This is a genomic window from Streptomyces sp. NBC_00370 (assembly GCF_036084755.1).
In the GTDB taxonomy this organism is placed as follows: domain Bacteria; phylum Actinomycetota; class Actinomycetes; order Streptomycetales; family Streptomycetaceae; genus Streptomyces.
In genome coordinates, this window is record NZ_CP107968.1 from 3,817,710 (window position 1) to 3,837,098 (window position 19,389).

Consider the following 19,389-nt stretch of genomic DNA (forward strand, 5'->3'; position numbering starts at 1 on the left):
CACGCCACGGAGGGCCCCCGGCATTACGGCCGGGGGCCCTCCGCGTGTGGGTACGCTGCGACGATGATCGTCGAACCGCTGACCCCCGTGGACGGCGCGCTCCCCGGGGAGCTGCTGACCGACCTCGCCGCGCTGTACGCGTCCAACAGGGAGTTCCAACAACTCAGCGGCGACTTCCCGGACCCGGACCACATCAGCCCCGAACAGGTCGCGACGTCCCTGGCCGACGACCTGGCCCACCCGGACGCCGAGGTCCTCATCGCCCGCGCGGCGGGCCGCCTGGTCGCAATCGCGGTGACCCTGGCCCCGGACCCGGCTGGCCCGGACCCGGGTCCGGGCCCGGACCCGGCTGCCCCGGACCCCTGGATCGGCCTCTTGATGGTCCACGCGGACGAGCAGCGCGCGGGATACGGCCGAGAGCTGGCGACGGTGGTGGAGGACCGCTTCCGTGCGTCGGGCCACACGACGGTCAGAGTCGCGGTCCCGAAGACCAACCACCCGGCCCTGGCCTTCTGGACGGCCCTGGGCTACGCCCAGCTGGCCGAGCACGAGGACCCAAAGTCGGGCCGCCCGTGCCGAATCCTGGGCAAGCGGCTGACGAAGGACGGGGTCGCCTGAGCGGGGAGCTGTGCGGCCGGGGGTGCGGGCCGGGGCGCGGCAGTTGTATGGGGGGACTCGGGCCGCCTCGGCGTCCACCCCCGCCGGGGAGCGGCTGAGACTCATGCCCCGCTGGTCCGTGTCAGGGCGCATGAGCCACAAGCTGTGCGAGCGCCGAGATTAGCTGCCCGCAGGGCCGCCCCTGATCTTTGAGTGTCGCGGCTCCGGTCCGGGCGTCAAGGGCGCTCCTGCGTCGCGTCGGCTACGCCGATTCCGCTCCGCTCCACCCTTGACCCCCGACCCTCCACCGCAAGTACTTCTTTGAGGGGGGGGCGGCCGGGGGGGGCTCCACGGACCAGACCGGCCGTCGTGACGGGTGCTTGGCCGACTGCGGGTGCCACGCACCAGTTGCATGGGGGGACTCGGCCCGGCTCGGCGTCCACCCCCACCGGGGAGCGGCTGAGACTCATGCCCCGCTGGTCACCCTGGGTGGTTGGCCGAGGCAGCGGGCCGGTGGGTGGGGCGGGTGTGACTGGAGTGACGGGAGCTGGCCCGTGGGGCTCCGATCCCACGCCTTTTGCGTGGGTGGTTGCGTTGGGTGCGCCATGGGACACATCAGGCCGGTACTAGCCCCCGGCGGTGCGTCGGGTGTGACGGGAGTGACGGGGGATGACCCGTGGGACGGCCGTCGGACGCCTTATGCGTTAGTGGTTGCGCTAGGTGCGCCACGGGACGCATCAGGGTCCAATTCCGGTCCGGGGTTGGGACGAATGTGACTCGTGAGACGGGAGTGGTGGGTACGTTCCGCCTGTCAGACGAGGCGGATGCCCGGCGCCTGAGGCCCGGTCTCGGGGGGGGCACGAGTGGGATATCAGCACCCAACCGGGGCGCCGAGGAAGCAGCTTGCGCACTCACCAACACAACGGGGCCCACCGACGGCTCACTTCCGCCCCACCAGCCACACCCACCCCACAGCCGAGGCCTCCCACCGGCTTGATGCGCCCTACCGCGCCCCTAACGCAACACCCCACGCAAAAGGCGCCCGATCGGCATCCCAGGGCCATCCCCCGTCACCCCAGTCACACCCGATGCACCACCAGAGGCTCGCACCGGCCTGATGTGTCCCATGGCGCACCTAACGCAACACCCCACGCATAAGGCGCTGGATCGACACCCCAGGGCCTCCCCCCATCACTCCCGTCACACCCGACGCACCGCCAGAGGCTCGCACCGGCCTGATGTGCCCCATGGCGCACCCAACGCAACACCCCACGCAAAAGGCGCCCGATCCACACCCCAGGGCCATCCCCCACCACCCCAGTCACACCCACCCCACCCACCGGCCCGTTGCCCGGCCCAACTACCCCCGCCAGCAGGCCATCCCGACCTCACCCACCCCCAGTGACCAGCGGGGCATGAGTCTCAGCCGCTGCCCGGTGGGGGCGGACGCTTAGCCAGGCCGAGTCCCCCCACTCAACCGCCGCGTGGCACCCGCCAGTCGGCAAAGCACCCGCCACCACTCCCCGGCCTCCCCCGTGGAGCCCCCCGGCCGCCCCCCCCTCAAAGAAGTACTTGCGGTGGAGGGCCGGGGGTCAAGGGTGGAGCGGAGCGCAATCGGCGCAGCCGACGCGACGCAGGAGCGCCCTTGACGCCCGGACCGGAACCGCGACACTCAAAGCTCAGGGGCGGCCCTGCGGGCGGCTAATCTCGGCGTTCGCACAGCTTGCGGCTCATGCGCCCTGACACGGACCAGCGGGGCATGAATCCCAGCCGACCACCGGCCGGGGCGGACGCCGAGCCGGCCCGAGTCCCCCCACGCAACTACCGCGCGGCACCCGCACCCGGCAAAGCACCCGCCACCACGAGCCCAGCTCCCCCGTGGAGCCCCCGACCCACCCAGCCCCCGGCCCACGCCGCCCTAACCCCCGCCCCCGCCCCCGCCCCCTCGTCCCGGCTTCGTCCCCCCGTATCCGTACAGCCACGTCTTCCATACCCCGGCGAGGTTCTTGCCCGACTCCTGTTCCGCGTACGACGTGAAGTCCGCCGTCGACGCGTTGCCGTGGCGGTACTTCTGCGGCCAGTCGCGCAGGATGCGGAAGAACGTCGCGTCTCCCACCGCCAGTCGGACCCGTTGGAGCACCATCGCGCCCCGGCCGTAGACCGGAGGCTGGGAGATGTCGGCCGCCGAGCGGGGGCGGGCCGGGGGGAACGTCCAGTTCGTGTTGTCGGCGTATGCCTCGTCGAAGCTTTCGGCGACCGGTTTGTGGTCCGTCTTCTCGCTCCAGAGCCATTCCGCGTACGTCGCGAACCCCTCGTTCAGCCACATGTCCCGCCATGACTTCGGGGTCACCGAGTCGCCGAACCACTGGTGGGACAGTTCGTGCACCAGCGTGCTGACATCCGTCGGGCCCGGCAGGAACGGCCTGGTCTGCGTCTCCAGGGCGTACTGCGCGTCCTGTTCGCGGCCGATGATCACGCCCGTCGACGAGAAGGGATACGGACCGAACATCCGCTCCTCCCACTTCACGATCCCGGGCAGCGCCGCCAGCAGCCCCGCGCTCTTCTTCGCCACCGCCGGATCGACCGCGGTGAACGTCGGGACCGTGGGACCGGTCCCTCCCGTCCGGTGTGTCTCGTACGGACCGATGGCCACGGTCGCCAGGTAGCTCGCCATCGGCTCGGGCGAGTGCCAGCTGAAGGCAGTACGTCCCCCGCCGACGCGGGCGGTGCGCGTCAGCTCGCCGTTGGAGACCGCCGTCAGTCCGTCAGGGACGGTCACCCGGACGTCGTACGTGGCCTTGTCGCTCGGGTGGTTGTTGCCGGGGAACCACGCCATCGACCCCGTCGGCTCCCCCAGCGCCGCCACCCGCCCGCCGGTTCTGAGCCAGCCCTCGGCCGAGCCGTCCGCGTCGGTGATCCGCTTCGGTACGCCGGAGTACCGCACGACCGTCACGAACGTGCTCCCCCGCTTCAGCCGGCGCGCCGGCCGCAGGGTCAGCTCACTGCCCGCCCGGCTGTTCGCGGCGCGCTCGCCGCCGACCGTCGTGGAGGTGACCGTCATCCCGGCGAGGTCGAGGTTGAAGGCACTCAGGTCCTGGGTGGCGCGGGCGGTGATCTCCGCCGTACCGGTGAGCCGGCCGCTGTCCGGGTCCCAGTCGAGGGTCAGCCCGTAGTGCCGGACGTCGTAGCCGCCGTTGCCCAGCCCCGGGAAGTACGGATCCCCCACCCCGGCCGCCCCGGGCCTGCCGCGCACATCGCCGCGCGAGGAGGCGCCGGTGGGCGACGGACCCGTACAGGAGACGGCCCCGGCCAGCAGCGCCGCCACCGCCACGAAGAGCGCGGCGCTGCGGCGCGTAGCGGAACAAGCACTGTCACGGCGGACGGCGGACCTCCCTCGCGCGGAACGACAGCGTCAGCCTAGCGTTTCCGCAGGTGAGGGGCTGGGCGCCAGGGGCAGGGCGGGGGCGTGACACCATCGGGCCGTGCTCGACATCGGCTACTCCCTCTCCCGTCGCTTCCCCGATCCTCCGCAGACCGACTACCGCCTCGCCGACGTCCGGGCGCTGCGGCACGACCTCTTCTGCGGGGACGTGTATCTCGCCGACACCGGCGCCGACCGGGAGGTGTCCACCGCCTGGGGATGGGTGCCGGTGCTGGACTTCGCGTGGGCGCTGTGTGACATCGTCGAGCAGCTCGACCGCGATCCGCGCGGCAGCCGGGCCGCCAAGCCGCAACATGCCGAGCTGGACTTCACCGAGTCGGCGGACCGCATGCTGTTCATGCGGCGGTTCGGGCTCGTGGACGTGGAGGCGGACTGGATGCCGGGCGACGAGCCGCCGCTGACGTTCAGTCACCGGCTGCTGCGCCGTGAGGCGCGCGACTTCCTGCACGATCTGGTCGCCGATCTCTCCGACATGCACGAGGGTCTCGCCGGCAACCCGATCGTCTGGGACCTGCAGTCCCGCTTCCCGCGCGTCTGAACGCCGTCCCGACACGCGCCTCGACTCACTTCTCGACACGCCGTCACCACACGTATCGACGCCTCCGAAGCCGCCGTAATCATCGGAATCCACGACTCCGAATCGTCCTCAATCACTCCACCCCACACCCCTGACCAGGCACGACGCACGCGCTTTCAAATCCTTCACAAAGTGGTCACAGACTCCCCTCAGCGATTCCGCGTTCATAGGACATACATCAGGCCCTCTCGGGCAGACGATGACTGCCCAGGTGCTGCCGGGAAGCGTGAACCGCTTCCTCCCCCCACAAACGGCGTACCTGCGGAGCACCGCGAAGGCCCCGACCCATCCCCCCAGGTCGGGGCCTTCGAAAATCCCCGGCCCGCCGGACCTCGTCCGAGGGACGGGGTCCTCACACCCCGTCCTCCACGCGCACCCCTATCTGCGCCGCGAACGCCGGAGCCAGATAGAGCAGTTGGGCCGAGCTGATCACCGCTCCCGACAGCCGGTCCAGGCCCCGCGCGATGTCCAGCTCCGCGACCGTCCGCAGATCGACGTCCTTCAGCCGAGCGGCCGTCAGGTCGACGCGCCGCAGGACGCAGTCGCGGAACTCGACGCGCTCCAGCTCGGCCCCGCCGAAGTCCGGCTCGGCCAGCACACAGCCCTCGAACACCACGTCCTTCAGCTTCGCCTTGCGCAGATTCAGATAGTCGATCTTGCCGCCCTTGATCAGCACCCGCTCCAGCACGGCGCCGTGCAACTGCACCCCGCCCAGCCGCGCGTCCAGCACCTCCACATCGCGCAGCGAAGCCCCCGCGAGGTCCGTGCCGACCCCGCGCACCCCGCTCAGTACGGAGTCGATGAACCGGGCGCGGACGAGCGACGTCTCGTCCAGGGCGCACTCGCGCAGCGCGCAGTCGATGAACCGGGCGCCTGCGCCCTCCTGGCCCGCCAGATCCAGGTCTCTGAACTCCAGCCCGTCGTAGTCACCGTCCGGCTCAAGACCACCCCCGTACGGGGACAGCGGCGGCAGCCGCACCTCGGCCCGCCGCACTTCCACCCGCCGCGCCTTCGCCGGTCCGCCGTTCGTTTTTCGTGCCATGCCCCCATCGTTGCGCACGCCACTGACAACGAGGTCGGCAGCGACCGCGGGACAGCGTGACAACACGACAGATACCCGTACCCGCGCGATGTCACATCCCCGCCCTCCCGGCCGTCCTATGTCCAGCACCGTCCCAGCACCGTGCCCAACACCGAGCAACCGGACCAGGTAGGAGCGACGCGTCATGAATCGCATCAGCGTCATCGGTGGGGGCCTCGCCGGCCTCACCGCCGCCATCACCGCCGCCGAGGGAGGCGCCCGGGTGACCCTGTACGAGGCCCATCACACCCTCGGCGGCCGGGCCCGTACCGCCGAAGGCCCCTACCTCACCAACGAGGGGCCGCACGCCCTCTACAACCGCGGCCCGCACTGGTCCTGGCTGCGGCAGCGCGACCTGCTCGGGCCGGTCGCCGCCGTACCTCTGCGCGAGGGCTCCCGCTTCCGCTTCCACCGCGGCGGCGCCCTGCGCAGGACCCCACCCCTCAGCCTGCTGCGGCTGACCCGGCGTCCCGTCGAAGAGGCCCCGGTCGACACCTCCTTCACCGAGTGGGCCTCGGCCGTCGCCGGCCCCCGCGCCGCGCGTGCCGCCGCCCACTACGCCGCCGTCGCCCTCTTCCACCACGACCCCGGCGCGCTGTCCGCCCGCTTCGTCCAGGAGCGGCTGCGCCGCGCCGCCGCTCTGCCGCCCGAGGCGCACTTCCCCGTCGGCGGCTGGGGCCAGATCGTCGAACGGATGGCGGCGCGCGCCTGGAACCTGGGCGTCCGGATGGAGACGACCGTACGGATCGACGCCGTCCCCGACGACACCCCGGTGATCGTCGCGACCTCGATGGACGCGGCCCGCCGGCTCGTCGGGGACGACAGCCTGCACTGGACGAGCGGCCATACCGTACTGCTCGACCTCGCGCTGCGCTCCCGCAAGGGCGAGCCCTTCGTCATCTCGGACCTGGAAGCGCCGGGCTGGCTGGAGCGGTTCACCGCGCAGGATCCGTCCGTGGCGCCCGCCGGTGAGCAGCTGCTCCAGGGGCAGTTCCCGATCGGTCCCGGTGAGTCGAGGGCGGCGGGCACCGCTCGCGCCGAGGCCCTGCTCGACCTGGGGTTCCCCGGCTGGCGCGAACGCACCGTATGGCGGCGCGACGCCCTCGCGACCGGCCGTACCGGCGCCGTCGACCACCCGGGCACCACGTGGCGCGACCGGCCGGCCATCGACCGCGGGCGGGGGCTCTATCTGGCGGGAGACCAGGTGGCGGCGCCCGGGGTGCTCTCGGAGGTGTCGTTCAACAGCGGCATCACCGCCGCTTCACTGGCGCTCCGGCATCTCGCGCGGCGGACCCATCTGGCGCAGCTTGACCTCAAGCGCGCTTGAGGTCGGAGGGTGTGCGTGATCCGGAAGCCCGGCCGAACCGCTCGGCCGAACCGCCCGGCCGAACCCCGGCCGCACGGTCACGCCGAACCGCCCGGCCGAACCCCAGGGAGCCCGCCATGCACGCCATCGTCCTCCACGCCTTCGGCCCCGCCGAGAATCTCCGCTACGAGCGCACCGACGACCCCGTACCCGCCCCCGGCCAGGTGCGTATCGCCGTCGCGGCCGCCGGCGTCCATCTGCTCGACACCGCCCTGCGCCAGGGCATGGCCGGCCCTGGTCCCCGCCCCGTCCCCACCGAACTGCCCACCATCCCCGGCCGTGAGGTCGCGGGCACGGTCGATGCGCTCGGCGAAGGTGTCGACGCGAGCTGGCTCGGGAAGCGCGTCGTCGTCCATCTGGGCATGGTGCCCGGCGGCTATGCCGAACTCGCCGTCTGCGACGTGACCCGGCTGCACGCCGTGCCGGACGGGCTCGACGAGGCCGAGGCCGTCGCCATGATCGGCACGGGCCGTACGACGCTGGGCATCCTGCAGTTCACCGATCTCGGCCCGGACAGCACCGTCGTCGTCACGGCGGCGGCCGGCGGGATCGGCACCCTCCTGGTCCAGTACGCGAAGAACGCGGGCGCCACCGTCGTCGGCCTGGCCGGCGGCCCCGCCAAGGTCGCCAAGGTCGCCGCCAACGGCGCCGATCTGGCCGTCGACTACACGGCCCCCGACTGGGCGGCGCAGGTCAAGAATTTCCTCAGAGCCGGCGAAGACAACGGCGAGAACGACCGCAAGGGCGCCACGATCGTGTACGACTCCGTCGGCGGCCCCACCGCGCTCGCCGCCGTCGACCTCCTCGCCACGGGCGGCCAGCACGTCGTCTTCGGCTGGTCGGGCCAGGGCATCCAGGACGGGCAGCCCTTGGCCTTCACCGCCGACGACCTCGCCGCGCGCGGCATCACCTCCCGTAACGTCCTCGGCCCTCCGATGGTCCAGAAGGCGGGCGGCGACCTGCGCGTACTCGAAGCGCGCGCGCTCGCCGACGCGGCAGCCGGCCGGGTGCGCCCCGCCGTACAGCGCTTCCCGCTGGCCGAGGCCGCTCTGGCGCACCGGTCGCTGGAGACGCGGGCGACGACGGGCAAGGTCGTCCTGGAACCGGGCCGCAGCCGCAGCCGGGCCTGACGGCTCCGCCGGGGGCCGTCGCGGCGGACGCCGGGGGCCGTCGCGGCGGACGCCGGGGGCCGTCGCGGCGGACGCCGGGGGCCGTCGCGGCGGGCGCCGCGCGGGCGAACACCGACAATCCATGGTGTTCTGGGCAAAAGGTGCTCTGCGTAGAAGCCCAGCCCCTGCCGCGGCAGAGGCCGCTGTCCACAGTGGAGGAATACCCCGATGAGCGATCCGGCGACCTCCGGCGCACAGCCCGGCCCCCGCCCCGGTTCCCAGACCGGCAGTACGTCCGACGCCACGTCCGGCACCCCGTCCTACACCTCGTCCGGCTCCCAGCCCGGTTCCCGGCCCGGCGCCCCGCAGCAGGGCTCGGGGGACCAGCCGGACGCCCACCGGTGGTGGGCGCTGGCCGTCATCGCGACGGCGCAGCTGATGGTCGTGCTCGACGCGACCATCGTGAACATCGCGCTCCCCTCCGCCCAGCGCGATCTCGGCCTGACCAACGGCAACCGGCAGTGGGTCATCACCGCGTACACCCTCGCCTTCGGCGGGCTGCTGCTGCTCGGCGGCCGGATCGCCGACCTCGTCGGCCGTAAGCGCACCTTCATCATCGGCCTGATCGGCTTCGCCGCCGCCTCCGCGATCGGCGGTGCGGCGCAGGGCCCCGAGATGCTGTTCGCGGCGCGTGCCCTGCAGGGCGTCTTCGCCGCGCTGCTCGCACCGTCCGCGCTGTCCCTGCTGACCACGACCTTCACCAGCGGCCCCGAGCGCGCCAAGGCCTTCGGCATCTTCGCGGCCATCGCGGGTGCGGGATCGGCGATCGGGCTGCTGTTCGGCGGCATCCTCACCGAGTACCTCGACTGGCGCTGGTGCCTGTACGTGAACGTGCCGATCGCGGCGCTCGCCGTCGTCGGCGCCGTGCTGCTCCTCAGCGACCGGGAGGGCGCCAAGGGCGCGCATCTCGACATCCCGGGCGTCATCCTCGGCTGCGGCGGTCTGGTGGCCATCGTCTACGGTCTCAGCGAGGCGGAGTCCGACGGCTGGACGTCCTCGCTCGTGCTGACGATGTTCGCCATCGGTGTCGTGGCGCTCTGCGCGTTCACGTGGTGGCAAACCCGCTCCCCCGGGCCGCTGCTGCCGCTGCACATCGTGCGGGACCGCAACCGCGGCGGCTCCATGATCGTCATGGGTCTGACGACCATCGGCCTGTTCGGCGCGTTCCTGTTCATGACGTTCTTCCTGCAGAACATCCTCGGCTACTCGCCGCTGCGGACCGGGCTCGCGTTCCTCCCGATGTCGGCGGCGCTCATCATCGGTTCGACGCAGATCTCCGCCCGGCTGCTGCCGCACGTGCCACCGCGCTTCCTGCTGGTGCCCGGTCTGCTGCTGGCCTCCGGCGGGCTGTTCAGCCTGCGGTTCATCGACACCCACTCCAGCTACCCGTCGCACATCCTGCCCGGGACGCTGCTGCTGGGCCTCGGTCTCGGTCTCGTCTTCATGCCGGCCATCTCCACCGGCACGGCGGGCGTCCCGCCGCGGGACTCGGGTGTCACGTCGGCGACGATCAACACCGCCCAGCAGGTCGGCGGCTCCATCGGTACGGCGCTGCTCAACACGATCGCGACGACCACCACCGCCACGTACCTGACGAGCCATCTCGCCGCCGCGGCCCGCGAGGGCGGGCTCACCCCGGCGGCGAAGCACCAGATCGTCAACACCGGTACGGTCCACGGCTTCACCGTGGCCATCACATGGGCGTCGATCATCCTGCTGGGCGCCGCGGTCATCGGGGCCCTGATGGTCAACGCCAAGTCGCCCAGCAGCCGCGAGGCGAGCGAGCCGGCGGCGGTGTCGGGCTAGGTCGTGTCCGCGCGACAGGCCCTAGGACCTGTCGTCCGGCTCCTGCCGGGCTCCCAGCGCGGTCAGCGCGTCGTCCGTCAGCCGGAACACCGTCCACTCGTCCTGCGGCAGCGCCCCCAGCGACCGGTAGAAGGCGATGGACGGCTCGTTCCAGTCCAGCACCGACCACTCCAGGCGTTCGTACCCGCGCTCGGCGCAGATCCTGGCCAGCTCACGCAGCAGCGCCTTGCCGTAGCCGTGGCCGCGCGAGCCGGGCCGTACGTACAGGTCCTCCAGGTAGATCCCGTGCACCCCGCGCCAGGTCGAGAAGTTCAGGAACCAGAGCGCGAAGCCGACCGGCTCCCCCTCGGGCGTCTGCGCGATGTGCGCGAAGGCGGCGGGCCGCTCACCGAACAGCGCCTCGTGCAGCTGCGCCTCCGTGGCGCGTGCCTCGTCCAGTGCTTTCTCGTACTCGGCGAGTTCACGGACCATCGCGTGGATGGCCGGGACGTCGGCGGGTGTGGCGTCACGAATCATGCCCGCAGCCTGCCCGATCGACCGCCGGGCGCGCCACCCGACGTCCGGCGGCGGCTCCTGGCCGCCGGCGCGGGGCGAGCAGCGTCCGTGCCACGTACTCCTGGTCCGGTCCCAGCCGTCCCTCCCCGCCCGTCCGCTTCCACAGCGCGATCTGCAGCACCCGCGCCAGCGTCCAGGCGCCCGCCCGCTGCCGGTCGAGCCCCATGACCTCCGTCATCAGGTCGAACCGCCACCGCACGTCGGCCGCCTCGAAACGGTTGTGGAGCGCGGGCAGCAGCTCGAAGCCGGGGTCGCCGGCGAGGGGTTTCGGGTCGATCGCCAGCCAGGGCGCGCGCTCGGCCGCCAGTACGTTGTCGAAGTGCAGGTCCCAGTGGAGCAGCCGGTCGCCCGGCTCCCCCGCCACTTCGCGTACGGCCGCCGCGCAGTCCGCGAGCAGCCGCCGCTCGCCGGGGTCGTCGACCGCCCGCAGTACGCCGGGCACGCGCTCCAGCATCCGGGCCACGAGGTCGCCGAGCGTCCGCAGCCCCGCCGGGGCCGGGACCGCCGTCAGCCGGGCCAGCGTCCCGGCGATGATCCGCACCGCCTCGCGGATCTCGACGCGCGACAGGTCACGGGACGGGTCGAGCGCTTCGAGCAGCAGCGTCCCCGTCGCCCCGTCGTACTCCAGCAGCCGTACGGCGCCCTCGCCGCCCCAGGCGCGCAGCGCGACCGGCTCGCCTGCGGTTTCGTCGTCCAGGATCTGCAGCTTCAGCACGGCGGGCACCCCGTCCGCGCGCGTCACCGGCAGCACCAGCGCGCACATGCCGTACATCGAGGGCCCCGTGACCCGCAGCCGCCAGCGGTCGAGGAACCGCGCCGCCCGGTCCGGCAGTTCGGCGATGAACGCGCGGCCCGCGGCGCCCTGGTACCTCGTCTGGCTCGCGACCAGTTCCGCAGGAATGTCCAGCACGGCGTCGATCCTACGTACGGGCACCACCCAGGTACGGGCACCCGACCGGCACTCCTGGACACAGCTACCTGCACAGGTGTACGAACAGCCACATGAGCAGCACGATCAACGGCGGCATTTCCTTCTGGTACGCGCAGGACGGCGTCCCCGCCCCACGGGAACCACTCCCCGGTGACGCGACGGCCGACGTCTGCATCGTCGGCGGCGGCTACACCGGTCTCTGGACGGCGTACTACCTGAAGAAGGCCGTCCCCTTCCTCAACATCACCGTCCTCGAAGCGAAGTTCTGCGGGTACGGCGCTTCGGGGCGCAACGGCGGCTGGCTCTACAACGGGATCGCGGGCCGTGACCGGTACGCCAAGCTCCACGGTCACGAGGCCGCCGTACGCCTCCAGCGGGCCATGAACGACACGGTCGACGAGGTCGTGCGCGTCGCGGCCGAGGAGAAAATCGACGCCGACATCCACCAGGGCGGTGTGCTGGAGGTCGCGTACACCCCGGCCCAGCTCAGCCGGCTCAAGGACTACCACTCCGTGGAGATCGCCTTCGGCGAGACCGACCGGTTGCTGCGCGGCGCGCGCGAGACGGCGGAACGGGTCAGGGTCACCGGAGCCGTCGGCTCGACGTGGACCCCGCACGGCGCGCGGCTGCACCCCGTCAAGCTGGTGAAGGGGCTGGCCGCCGCCGTCGAGGCGCTGGGCGTCACCATCCACGAGTCGACGCCCGTGACGGAGATCAAGCCCAAGCACGCGACCACCCCGTACGGCACCGTCCGCGCCCCGTACATCCTGCGCTGCACCGAGGGGTTCACCGCCGGTATCAAGGGCGCGCACCGCACCTGGCTCCCCATGAACTCCTCGATGATCGCGACCGAGCCGCTGTCCGCAGCGCTCTGGGACACCATCGGCTGGGACGGCCGCGAAACTCTCGGCGACATGGCCCACGCGTACATGTACGCGCAGCGCACCGCCGACGACCGCATCGCGCTCGGCGGGAGGGGCGTCCCGTACCGCTTCGGCTCGAAGACCGACAACGACGGGCGCACGCAGGCCGCCACCATCGAGGCGCTGCGCGAGATCCTGGTCCGCTTCTTCCCCACCACGGCTGGCGTCCGGATCGACCACGCCTGGTCGGGGGTGCTCGGCGTGCCGCGCGACTGGTGCGCGACGGTCACGCTCGACCGCGCCACCGGGCTCGGCTGGGCGGGCGGTTACGTCGGGTCGGGCGTCGCGACCACCAACCTCGCCGCCCGTACGCTGCGCGATCTGATCCAGCAGGACAGCGGCCAGTCGGGGCCCACCGAACTGACCACACTGCCCTGGGTCAACCACAAGGTGCGCAAGTGGGAACCGGAGCCGTTGCGCTGGCTCGGCGTCCACGGCATGTACGCGGCGTACCGCACCGCGGACCGGCGCGAGTCCACTGCCCGTACGACGACGACGCACGGCATCGCACGGGCGGCGGACCGGATCTCGGGGCGCTGACACCGCCCGGTCAGCGGGAGTGACGGATGGCCGGGGCCGTCACTCCACCTCTATGCCGAAGTCCGTGACCAGCTGCTCAAGTCCGCCCCGGTAGCCCTGTCCGCCCGGTACGAAGTCCCAGTCGCCGCTCGCACGGCGGCGGAACGACCCCAGCACCAGCGCGGTCTCGCCGGGGCGGCCGTCCGAGACGTCCAGCCGGTCCAACTCGGCGCCTGAGGTGTCCCGCAGCCGGATTCCGGCGTCCGTGAAACCCGACAGGTCGGCCTCCGGGTTCACCACCGGATCCACGGCGGCCACGAGTACGAGCCGGTCGGCGCCTCCCGGCAGCCCGTCGAAGCCGACCCGGATCGCGGCGCGGTCCCCTGACGTGGCGGGGACCATCCGGACCGAACCGTCAGGTGTGCGGGCGTTGTTGAAGAACACGAAGTGGTCGTCGCTCAGCACCCGGTTCCCCCGGCACACCAGCGCGCACACGTCGAGCTGTACCGGTCCCGCCCAGGTCATACCGAGGGTGTTGAAGTCACCGCCACCGTCGGAAGCCACACCGTCGCCGTAGGAAGCCACACCGTCGGCGCCGGCAGCCACACCGTCGGCGTCCGACGCCGCGGCACCGTCGGACCCCGCCCCCGCCCCGTCGCCCAGCCGCCCCCGCAGCCCGTGCGCATGCAGCAGCTCCACCAGTTCCGCGCCCGACACCAGTGTCAGCGGCTTGCCGTTGGCGAAGGTGTACGAGCCGGGGCCGAAACCCGAAGTCGTCACCAGTACACCCTTGTTGGCGCCCGCGCCCTGCACCGTGCCGTACAGGTCACGCACCGCCGTCGGCGGCACGGTGTTGCGGTACCGCTTCACCTGCACAATGATCTTCCCGCCGCTGATCGGGTCCGGGTCAAGGGCGTCCACATCCACCCCGCCGTCGTTCGACCGCTGCGTCATCAGCGCCTGCATGCCGCGCGCCCGGAACAGCTCGGCCACCAGACGCTCGAACTCCACCGGGTCCATCGCCAGCAGATCCGGCTCCTCGCCGCCGCCGTGCGACACCACCCCCGAACCCACCTGGTCGGGGAAGCGCGGGGGCCGTACGGCGGCCCGCTGGTCGGGACGCGCCGACAACTGGCCGCGCAGCGACTCCGTCACACAGTCCACCGCACTGACCAGCTCCAGGTTCAACGCGTCGAAGTCGGTGCGCTCGGCCGGGACCGACGCCAGATACACCCGCGCCTCCTGGCCCGTCGCGGGGTCGAAGTCGTCGACGAAGCCGTTCACGACGACCGAACGCACCGTACGGAACTCGTCCGCCACGAAGAGGTCCCGCACCACCAGCAGCACACACTGCGCCAACACCCCCCGGTACAGGGCGCGTCGCTGGGTCACAGGACGTGCGGTCTCCTTCTCCTGGTCCTGACTCGGCACGAACCGCACCGACTTCACCTCGGGCACCACGTCGAAGCCGGGCAGCTCCCAGTCCAGCACCAGCTGCCCCGCCGCCCGGTCGAAGGCGGCCGACACCTGGCGCGGAAACCCCTCGGGCCAGGCGGTCGAGGCGTACAGCGCGGCGGAGAAGTAGTCCACGACCGCCTCGGGCTCACCGTCCCGCAGGGCCGACGCCATCGTGGCGACGCCCGCGTTGTGCGCGCGTACCTCGGCCAACTGCCCGCCCGCCCAGGCGTCGTACTGCTGCCGGTACGCCGCCAGGTGCTGCTGCCGCTGCCCCTCGGCGTGCTGGGCCGCCCGCAGGTCGTGCTCGTACCGCGCCTGCGCCTCGCGCTGCGCCGCCGCCCGCCGGCCCGCCGACCAGCCGCCGCCCTGCGGCTGGTAGCGCGCCGGGTCCGGCATGGGTACGGGGAACGCCAACTGGCCCGGTGCGAAAGGCTCGACGTCGGCCGCGCGCGACAGCGCCGACGTACGGAAGGCAGGCGCCCGGCAGCCCGCGACCAGCAGCCCCTCCAACGCGGCCACGCGTGCGTCCAGTTCGGCCGTACGGCGCTGCGCCTCCGCCTCCCGCTGCCGCCGGTACTCCGCCTGCTGCTCCCGGTTGGCCCGCGCCGCGTCCCGCGCGTACGCCCGCTGCTGCCGCTCGTACTCCCGCTGCTGCTGGGTGGCGGAGCGTATCCGCGCCTCCTGCTGCCGCTGCTGCTGTCGCTGCGCCTCGGCCCAGACCCCCACCAGGCCGCTGGAACGACGACTCATATGGCCACACCTCTCCCCACCCGCCCACACCCGAAAGGCAATTGTCCCGGACACCGACGGTCTCTCGGAACGAGCCGTCGCCGATCTTCTGGGCCGAGCCGTCGCCCCCCGGCTTGACGGTGTCGCTCCCGCTGTGCGAACTTTCACTAGTCAATTAGTGAAAGGGGCCCTCGCCGGTGGCCGAGCAACGACTTGAGTACCGCATCGACCGGCGCAGCGGCGTCCCCGCGTACCTCCAGATCGTCCAGCAGACCGAGCAGGCACTGCGGCTGGGACTCCTCGAACCCGGGGACAAACTGCCCACCGCGCGCGAGGTCGTCGAGGCCACGGCCATCAACCCGAACACCGTGCTGAAGGCGTACCGCGAGCTGGAACGCGCCGGCCTGGTCGAGGCGCGACGGGGCGTGGGCACCTTCATACTCGCCACGCTCGGCGACACCGGCGCCGAGTCGGCCTTACGGGCGGCACTGGACGACTGGGCCCGCCGGGCGCTCGCGGCCGGCGTCGACCGCGAGGGCGCGGCCGCGCTCCTGACGGCAGTACTGGACCAGCATTTCCCGGCCGAACCCTCCCCGGCCGAACACTCCCCGGCCGAACACTCCCCGGCGGAAAACTCCCCGGCCGAACATCTCCCGAAGGGGGAGCAGTGAGTATCACCAGCGGCGCTCCGGCCGTGATCGAGGCGGACGGTCTCGCCGTGAGCTACGGCCGTGGCCGCCGCGCCACCCGCGCCCTGGAGGGCTGCTCCTTCCGCGTCCCCGCGGGCAGCGTCTGCGCGCTGGTCGGCCTCAACGGCGCGGGGAAGTCCACCCTCCTGCGGATCGCCGCCGGTCTTGCCCGGCCCACCGGCGGCAGCGTCACGGTCCTCGGCGCCACCCCCGGCACGCACCGCGGCCGGGTCGGCTATCTGGACCAGCACCAGCCGCTCTACGCGTATCTCTCCGTCGCCGACACCCTCGCGATGGGCGCCGACCTCAACGCCGCCCGCTGGGACGCGGCGTACGCGGCCGGGATCGTCGAGCGGGGCGGCCTCGACCCCAAGCGCAGAGTCCGCGACCTGTCCGGTGGGGAGCGCACGAGGGTGGCCCTCGCGCTCGCCCTGGGCAAGCGGCCCGACCTGCTGCTGCTGGACGAACCGATGGCCGACCTCGACCCGCTCGCCCGGCGGGAGTTGATGGGGCTGCTGCTGTCCGACGCGGCCGAACACGGCACCAGCATCCTGCTCTCGTCCCACATAGTCGCCGAACTCGACGACGCCTGCGACCACTTGCTGCTCCTCGGCAACGGCAGGGCCCACCTGGGCGGTTCGGTCGACGCGCTGCTCGCCGCACACGCCGTGGTCACCGGCCGGGACACCGGCCTGGCTCCGCACACGGTGGTCGAGTCACGCACCACCGGCCGTGGCCGCACCGCGCTGATCCGTCCGCGTGGACCGCTCGCCGACACCTGGGACTCCGCGCGACCGACGCTGGACGAGCTGCTCGTGGCCCACCTCCGCAACCCGGACGCGCCGGCGTTCCTCACCCCGGACATGAGCGCGCCGGATCCGAGCGGGCACGCCGGCGAGCACGCCGCAGCCGGGACCACCGACAACCGCCCCTCACAAGGACTCCTCACATGACCGCAGCCGCCGCCACCGCCCCCACCACGCGGGAAGACCGCCCTGCGGGCCGCCCTTCGCGGCGCGCGCTGCTCAGGTCGGAACTGCGCCTGCACCGCAGCGCGTTGTGGATCTGGGCCGGGTACGCGATCGTCACCGCGGGGCTGCTGCTCTGGCTGTGCGGGCCGGGGGCGAGCGGCACGCAGAAGGCCTTCGACCGGTTCGGCTACGCCGGGGCGCAGGAGGACGCCTGGAGCGGCGGGGCGTTCAGCACCGTCCTCTCCGGCACGTACAACGACCTCTTCTACGACCCCGGCCACGCTGATGGCTCTCGCGTCGTTCGCCCTCGCGCTGTTCGCGGCCGGCCCGCTGATCGCCCGCGAGCTGGAGAGCGGCACCCACAAACTCGCCTGGTCGCAGTCCATATCCCCGGCCCGCTGGCTCGCCGCCAAACTCGCCGTCCCCGCCGCCGTCGTCGTCCTGACCACGGCCGTACTGGTCGGCCTGTACCGGCTCGTCTGGTCAGCCCACAGCAATCTGCTGCTCGCCGGCTTCCCGCCCCGCCGGCTGTACTTCTCCGTCGGCCTCGCCACCGTCGCCGCACCGCTGCTCTCCCTGGCTGTCGGCGCGCTCTGCGGCCTCCTGCTGCGCCGCACGGTGCCGGCCATGGTCGCCGCAGGCGTGGTGCAGTACGCGATCACGGCCGTCCGCAGTGGCACCTGGCCCTTCCAGCACACCTACGGGGTGCCCGAACTCTCCGTCCACAGCCGGGCGATCACCAGGTCCGGCGCCCGGATCGCCGACCCGGAGTGCTACGACAACCTGCGCTGCCTCGCCAACCACGACGTGGTCGGCTTCACCCGCCGCTACCTGCCGTCCGACGACTTCTGGCCCCGCCAGCTGACCGAGACGGGCATCCTTCTCGCGCTGACCGCGCTCGCGGTCGCCGCCGCCTTCTGGGCGCTGAAGCGCCGTACCGTCTGAACGGTCAGCAGGCCCAGCCCTGTTGACGTCAGTGGGCGCTCGGGTCGGCGATCAGGTCCGCGATGTCCTGCGGACTCCACTCGCCCGCGGCGCCCGGGCAGCTCGCGAGGTAGACGGCGATGTCGGCCACGTCCCAGGCGCCTGCCTCCACGAGCCCGGCGGCCAGGTGCCTGACGTAGGCGGCGGACGGCTTGTTCCACGCGACGTCGTGCACACTCCACGGAGCGGTGAAGGTGAGCGCGGGAGAGCCGTCCACACTCCCCGGACACAACAGCGTCTCGTACCGTCCAGGACCGAGCACCGACCGGCCGCGCTCCAGCACCTCGGTCAGATCCAGGTCGGCGCCCGGGGCCCGGTACATCTCCTGGGCCGCGATGTCGGAGAACTGCTCGGCGGTGACCAGATGCGCGCGCGCCGGTACGCGCCGCCGGCCGGCCGGATCGTAGAAGGCCCGGCCGCCCGTCCACACCACCGACTCGGTGGCGAAGTACATGCAGCCGCGCAGTTCGACCGGCACGGAGGCCTGCGGCGGCCGCCGGTCCCGGCAGCCGGGGTACGTCGCGGCGGTGCCCGGCGGCCGGCCCCCGGCGATGTAGTAAGTCAGCCGGTCCAGATGCATGTTGGAGCCGTACGAGACGTACCAGACGCGCGCCGCCGACCCGCTCGCGCCGCGCCACGCTCCGATGACACTCAGGTCTTCCGTCATGACTCTTCCGGCGTGGTTCTTCCGGCCTGCTTCTTCCGGCGGGCTTCCGCCCTTCACACCATCGTAGATCCCGCGCACCCGGGTCTGCCGGACGACAACCCGCCAGACCGGGGCGACAGGGATCGTCTCGACGGACTCACACCAGGTGCGACACCGCGCGGATCGCCACGTCGAAGGCGGCGTGCGTGTAACCGAACGCCTCGGCGTCGGAGTTCGCGATGGCGATCCGGCCGACCGGGCGCCGGGCCTTCGCGTAGGGGCGCTGCGACTCGGGCTGGAACACGGCGGGGTCGTCCAGGGAGTTGTACTCGTAGGCGTACCCGTGGGCCCAGCGGTTCACGGTGATGGCCGGACCAGCGCGGCCCGGCTCGCCTCGCTCATCGGCAGCTTGGCCGCGTACGACGCCCAGGACTCGCCCGTCTCACGGATGACCAGCTTGTCCTTGCCCCAGCGCTCGGAGTTGAACAGGGTGCCGCTGCGCAGCGCGTACGGTGCGTACGCGTCGCCCTTGACCGTCGCCTCCAGCGCCTTCAGATTGACGCCGAGGTCCTTGGTGAGCAGGTCACGGGCACCGCGCGACCAGGTGCTGGGGGTATCGATGTTGACGGTACCGCCGTTGGACAGCAGCATCGTGCGGGCGACGTGGAACTCGTTACGCCGGGCGTGGCCGCCGAAGTCGTCCAGGGCGTCGAGAACGAGCACCCGGGCCCGCGGCCCGGCGTGCTTGCGGTAGAGGTAGCCGCCGCCAGACCGCTGAGGCCGCCGCCGACCACGACCAGGTCGTAGCTCTCCCGGGTGTCGGATATCGCGCCCGGTGCGAACGCGCCGTCACGTACGGCGTGCGCCACGTCGTACGCGCCGGGCTGCTGGCCCCGCAGGCCGGTCCGGGTGGGCGGATAGGGCGTGTTGAGCTTGCCGTGTCCGC

General features: G+C 72.3%; 17 protein-coding genes and 1 pseudogene. 9 read left to right on the forward strand and 9 right to left on the reverse strand.

The genetic code is table 11. The annotated features are described in order from the left end of the window. The first annotated feature begins 63 nt into the window (after positions 1–63). Entirely contained in the window at positions 64–618 is a 555-nt protein-coding gene (locus OHS57_RS16950) for a GNAT family N-acetyltransferase (protein WP_328582496.1), read from the forward strand. 1,897 nt (positions 619–2,515) lie between these two features. On the opposite strand, the gene OHS57_RS16955 is transcribed toward OHS57_RS16950, so the two are convergent. Next, entirely contained in the window at positions 2,516–3,928 is a 1,413-nt protein-coding gene (locus tag OHS57_RS16955; protein WP_443042906.1) for a M1 family metallopeptidase, read from the reverse strand. A gap of 151 nt (positions 3,929–4,079) precedes the next feature. Here OHS57_RS16955 and OHS57_RS16960 point away from each other — a divergent pair, with 151 nt between their 5' ends. Continuing rightward, positions 4,080–4,577 carry a hypothetical protein gene (locus OHS57_RS16960; RefSeq protein WP_041988336.1) on the forward strand — a complete coding sequence of 166 codons (498 nt, stop codon included), beginning with the start codon at positions 4,080–4,082 and terminating at the stop codon, positions 4,575–4,577. A 391-nt stretch (positions 4,578–4,968) separates the two neighbouring features. Here OHS57_RS16960 and OHS57_RS16965 read toward each other — a convergent pair whose 3' ends face one another. Continuing rightward, a complete protein-coding gene (locus OHS57_RS16965) occupies positions 4,969–5,658 on the reverse strand; it encodes a pentapeptide repeat-containing protein (RefSeq protein ID WP_328582497.1) in 690 nt (229 codons plus the stop codon). 184 nt (positions 5,659–5,842) lie between these two features. On the opposite strand from OHS57_RS16965, the gene OHS57_RS16970 reads away from it, so the two are divergent. The 3 genes from OHS57_RS16970 (at position 5,843) to OHS57_RS16980 (ending at position 10,038) form a co-directional block, all read left to right on the forward strand. Further along, the gene (locus OHS57_RS16970) at positions 5,843–7,024 is read left to right on the forward strand and encodes an NAD(P)-binding protein (protein WP_328582498.1); all 1,182 of its coding nucleotides are present in this window, start codon (positions 5,843–5,845) and stop codon (positions 7,022–7,024) included. Positions 7,025–7,140: 116 nt separating this feature from the next. Further along, positions 7,141–8,193 (forward strand): zinc-binding dehydrogenase, encoded by a 1,053-nt coding sequence (locus tag OHS57_RS16975; protein WP_328582499.1) that lies wholly within the window; start codon positions 7,141–7,143, stop codon positions 8,191–8,193. Positions 8,194–8,400: 207 nt separating this feature from the next. Beyond that, positions 8,401–10,038, forward strand: coding sequence for an MFS transporter (locus tag OHS57_RS16980; protein WP_078863582.1), 1,638 nt, complete (start codon positions 8,401–8,403; stop codon positions 10,036–10,038). A 21-nt stretch (positions 10,039–10,059) separates the two neighbouring features. Here the strand turns inward: OHS57_RS16980 and OHS57_RS16985 are convergent, their stop codons facing one another. After that, entirely contained in the window at positions 10,060–10,554 is a 495-nt protein-coding gene (locus tag OHS57_RS16985; protein ID WP_041988326.1) for a GNAT family N-acetyltransferase, read from the reverse strand. Positions 10,555–10,633: 79 nt separating this feature from the next. Then, a pseudogene (locus OHS57_RS16990) lies at positions 10,634–11,512 on the reverse strand (aminoglycoside phosphotransferase family protein); the annotation flags it as partial. 83 nt (positions 11,513–11,595) lie between these two features. Between OHS57_RS16990 and OHS57_RS16995 the strand changes: the two are divergent. Then, entirely contained in the window at positions 11,596–12,987 is a 1,392-nt protein-coding gene (locus OHS57_RS16995; RefSeq protein ID WP_328582501.1) for an NAD(P)/FAD-dependent oxidoreductase, read from the forward strand. Between the two features lie 39 nt (positions 12,988–13,026). Here the strand turns inward: OHS57_RS16995 and OHS57_RS17000 are convergent, their stop codons facing one another. Next, on the reverse strand, positions 13,027–15,174 hold the full coding sequence (locus OHS57_RS17000; RefSeq protein WP_328582502.1) for a restriction endonuclease: 2,148 nt from the start codon (positions 15,172–15,174) through the stop codon (positions 13,027–13,029). A 176-nt stretch (positions 15,175–15,350) separates the two neighbouring features. On the opposite strand from OHS57_RS17000, the gene OHS57_RS17005 reads away from it, so the two are divergent. Then, positions 15,351–15,824 (forward strand): GntR family transcriptional regulator, encoded by a 474-nt coding sequence (locus OHS57_RS17005; protein WP_328582503.1) that lies wholly within the window; start codon positions 15,351–15,353, stop codon positions 15,822–15,824. Continuing rightward, positions 15,821–16,795 carry an ABC transporter ATP-binding protein gene (locus tag OHS57_RS17010; RefSeq protein ID WP_328582504.1) on the forward strand — a complete coding sequence of 325 codons (975 nt, stop codon included), beginning with the start codon at positions 15,821–15,823 and terminating at the stop codon, positions 16,793–16,795. The genes OHS57_RS17005 and OHS57_RS17010 overlap by 4 nt, the downstream gene beginning before the upstream one ends. Here the strand turns inward: OHS57_RS17010 and OHS57_RS17015 are convergent. Further along, positions 16,788–16,976: a hypothetical protein gene (locus OHS57_RS17015; RefSeq protein WP_328582505.1), complete on the reverse strand. Its 189-nt coding sequence runs from the start codon at positions 16,974–16,976 to the stop codon at positions 16,788–16,790. The genes OHS57_RS17010 and OHS57_RS17015 overlap by 8 nt on opposite strands. Positions 16,977–17,098: 122 nt before the next feature. Between OHS57_RS17015 and OHS57_RS17020 the strand changes: the two genes are divergently transcribed. Continuing rightward, positions 17,099–17,758 carry an ABC transporter permease subunit gene (locus OHS57_RS17020; RefSeq protein WP_328582506.1) on the forward strand — a complete coding sequence of 220 codons (660 nt, stop codon included), beginning with the start codon at positions 17,099–17,101 and terminating at the stop codon, positions 17,756–17,758. A 28-nt stretch (positions 17,759–17,786) separates the two neighbouring features. On the opposite strand, the gene OHS57_RS17025 is transcribed toward OHS57_RS17020, so the two are convergent. The 3 genes from OHS57_RS17025 to OHS57_RS17035 all read right to left on the reverse strand — a co-directional run bounded on the left by OHS57_RS17025 (position 17,787) and on the right by OHS57_RS17035 (position 19,166). Beyond that, positions 17,787–18,464: a histone deacetylase gene (locus OHS57_RS17025; RefSeq protein WP_328582507.1), complete on the reverse strand. Its 678-nt coding sequence runs from the start codon at positions 18,462–18,464 to the stop codon at positions 17,787–17,789. Between the two features lie 136 nt (positions 18,465–18,600). After that, on the reverse strand, positions 18,601–18,804 hold the full coding sequence (locus OHS57_RS17030) for a hypothetical protein (RefSeq protein ID WP_328582508.1): 204 nt from the start codon (positions 18,802–18,804) through the stop codon (positions 18,601–18,603). After that, complete coding sequence (locus OHS57_RS17035) at positions 18,801–19,166, reverse strand: hypothetical protein (RefSeq protein ID WP_328582509.1); 366 nt, start codon at positions 19,164–19,166, stop codon at positions 18,801–18,803. The genes OHS57_RS17030 and OHS57_RS17035 overlap by 4 nt, the downstream gene beginning before the upstream one ends. Positions 19,167–19,389: the final 223 nt, after the last annotated feature.

Excerpts from the sequence above, each read along its gene's own strand:
- OHS57_RS16950 (WP_328582496.1), top strand. The coding sequence starts at position 64 with ATGATCGTCGAACCGCTGACCCCCGTGGACGGCGCGCTCCCCGGGGAG.
- OHS57_RS16965 (WP_328582497.1), bottom strand. The coding sequence starts at position 5,658 with ATGGCACGAAAAACGAACGGCGGACCGGCGAAGGCGCGGCGGGTGGAA.
- OHS57_RS16970 (WP_328582498.1), top strand. The coding sequence starts at position 5,843 with ATGAATCGCATCAGCGTCATCGGTGGGGGCCTCGCCGGCCTCACCGCC.
- OHS57_RS16975 (WP_328582499.1), top strand. The coding sequence starts at position 7,141 with ATGCACGCCATCGTCCTCCACGCCTTCGGCCCCGCCGAGAATCTCCGC.
- OHS57_RS16980 (WP_078863582.1), top strand. The coding sequence starts at position 8,401 with ATGAGCGATCCGGCGACCTCCGGCGCACAGCCCGGCCCCCGCCCCGGT.
- OHS57_RS16985 (WP_041988326.1), bottom strand. The coding sequence starts at position 10,554 with ATGATTCGTGACGCCACACCCGCCGACGTCCCGGCCATCCACGCGATG.
- OHS57_RS16995 (WP_328582501.1), top strand. The coding sequence starts at position 11,596 with ATGAGCAGCACGATCAACGGCGGCATTTCCTTCTGGTACGCGCAGGAC.
- OHS57_RS17000 (WP_328582502.1), bottom strand. The coding sequence starts at position 15,174 with ATGAGTCGTCGTTCCAGCGGCCTGGTGGGGGTCTGGGCCGAGGCGCAG.
- OHS57_RS17020 (WP_328582506.1), top strand. The coding sequence starts at position 17,099 with ATGGCTCTCGCGTCGTTCGCCCTCGCGCTGTTCGCGGCCGGCCCGCTG.
- OHS57_RS17025 (WP_328582507.1), bottom strand. The coding sequence starts at position 18,464 with ATGACGGAAGACCTGAGTGTCATCGGAGCGTGGCGCGGCGCGAGCGGG.